Source organism: Actinomadura bangladeshensis (genome assembly GCF_004348335.1).
GTDB lineage: Bacteria > Actinomycetota > Actinomycetes > Streptosporangiales > Streptosporangiaceae > Spirillospora > Spirillospora bangladeshensis.
The window spans coordinates 1-2,318 of record NZ_SMJW01000493.1 but is presented as its reverse complement, the minus strand read 5'-3'; the positions used below and the strand labels follow the sequence as shown (position 1 = coordinate 2,318).

Annotated in this window: 2 protein-coding genes; one reads left to right on the top strand and one right to left on the bottom strand. The window is 71.4% G+C overall.

What is annotated here, in order from left to right:
• A partial coding sequence (locus E1284_RS40250; protein ID WP_131945367.1) for an aminoacyl-tRNA deacylase occupies positions 1 to 490 on the bottom strand: 490 nt, incomplete at its 3' end.
• A 379-nt stretch (positions 491 to 869) separates the two neighbouring features.
• Here E1284_RS40250 and E1284_RS40245 point away from each other — a divergent pair.
• The coding region (locus E1284_RS40245; RefSeq protein ID WP_131945366.1) for a CCA tRNA nucleotidyltransferase at positions 870 to 2,318 on the top strand (1,449 nt) is incomplete at its 3' end.

Genomic DNA, 2,318 nt, shown 5'->3' with positions numbered 1-2,318 from the left:
CGAGAGGGTCGACCGGCTTGGCGTGGCAGAGGGCGTAGAGGGAGCTCCCTCGGATGCCGAGGGCCGTGTACGCCTCCCCCGTCGCCGTGTAGACGACGTCGTCGGAGTTCAGGCCGTCCGCCAGGCGGTGGTCGATGAGCAGCGGCATCGTGTCGGGCAGCAGGAGCGGGCAGACGAGGCCGGCCGCGTACTCGGTGACCGCGTTCACGAGGTCGGGGTGCGCGGGCCGGACGGTGCGGGCGCCGACCGTCCGCCGGACCGCCGCCATCACCGGGCGTTCACCCGCCGGGACGATCACGCCGGTCAGGAAGCGGCGGCCGTGCCGTCCGCCGTCGCAGGCGTAGACGCGCGTCACCAGGCACCGTTCCGCCGGGAGCCCGAGGGCCTTCGGGAGTTCGTCGGCGTGGGAGATGGCGCCGGGCAGCCGCACGATCTCGTGCACGGCCTCCCATTCGAGCAGCGCGCGGTGGATGGCGAGAGCGTCCTTCATCTTCGGCTCCATTCCGCGGGGGCCTCCCCGCTCACCCCCGGAACTGGTTTCGCTGAGTCCCCGTGCTTCGCACTCTGTGGGGGATATCCCCACATACCCGGAACGACTGGCCTAACTCGCGTCAAACGTCACGTAAACCATCACGATGCGCCTCACCCGCAGATGCGGCGGACCGTGGCCCTTGGGGATCCCGCTACCGTTGTCGTGCGGGAGGCTCACCGGCGGTCGCGCTGGCGTCATCGGGGTGCCCAGAACGTAACCCGGAGATCGCGGCATGAGAAGGGGTCCGTCCGGCTCCGGCCCCGCAAAGGCTCCCGCGCGAGGCCCCGCGATCATCGGAAAGTCCTTTGTCAGCCCGTCAATCAAGGAAATACGCTCGATGGCCGTGCCCAACCAGAACGTGACCCCAGAGTCCTCGCGGCGCACCGCGATCGCCGAGCTGCTGCGCGGGATCGCCCCCGTCGCCGACGACCTCGGCGCCCTGTTCGCGGCGGCCGGTCACGAGCTGGCGCTGGTCGGCGGGCCCGTCCGGGACGCGCTGCTGCGCCGCCGCACCAAGGACGTCGACCTGACCACCGACGCGCCGCCCGAACGCACCCTGGAGATCATCCGCGACTGGGCGGACGCGCACTGGACGATCGGCATCGAGTTCGGCACCGTCGGCCTCCGCAAGGACGGCGTCGAGCTGGAGATCACCACCTACCGCAGCGAGTCCTACGATCCGAAGTCCCGCAAGCCGGACGTCTCCTACGGGACGTCCCTCGTCGAGGACCTCCGCCGCCGCGACTTCGCGGTGAACGCCATGGCGGCGCGGCTGCCCGGCCACGAGTTCGTCGACCCGTTCGGCGGCCTCACCGACCTGCAGCGCAAGCTCCTGCGGACGCCCGGCAGACCCGAGGACTCCTTCGGCGACGACCCGCTGCGGATGCTGCGCGCCGCCCGGTTCGCCTCGCAGCTCGGGTTCGCGGTCGCGCCGGACGTCGTCCGCGCGATGAAGGAGATGGCGTCCCGCATCGAGATCGTCTCCGCCGAGCGGATCCGGGACGAGCTGTCCAAGCTGATCTGCGGCCGGTACCCGCGGCAGGGTCTCGCGCTGCTCGTCGAGACGGGCCTCGCCGCGCACGTCCTGCCGGAGCTGCCGAAGCTGCGGCTGGAGATCGACGAGCACCACCGGCACAAGGACGTCTACGAGCACTCGCTGATCGTCCTGGAGCAGGCCATCGCGCAGGAGCAGAATGGGCCCGACCTCGTGCTGCGGCTGGCGGCGCTGCTGCACGACATCGGCAAGCCGCGGACGCGCCGGTTCGAGGACGGCGGCCGGGTGTCGTTCCACCACCACGAGGTCGTCGGCGCGAAGATGACCCGCAAGCGGCTGACCGCCCTGCGCTACCCGAAGGACGTCATCAACGACGTGTCCCGCCTGGTGGAGCTGCACCTGCGCTTCCACGGCTACGGCACCGGCGAGTGGACGGACTCGGCCGTCCGCCGCTACGTCCGCGACGCCGGGCCGCTGCTGTCCCGGCTGCACAAGCTGACCCGCGCCGACTGCACGACCCGCAACCGGCGCAAGGCCGACCGGCTCCGCCGCACCTACGACGACCTGGAACTGCGCATCGAGCGCCTCGCGCAGGAGGAGGAGCTGGCCGCGATCCGCCCGGAGCTCGACGGCAACGAGATCCAGGACATCCTCGGCATCAAGCCCGGCCCCCTCGTCGGCAGGGCGTACAAGTTCCTCCTGGACGTCCGCCTGGACCGCGGCATGATCGGCAAGGAGGCCGCCGCCGGCGAACTCCGCACCTGGGCCGCCAACGAAGGCATCCTCCCCGCC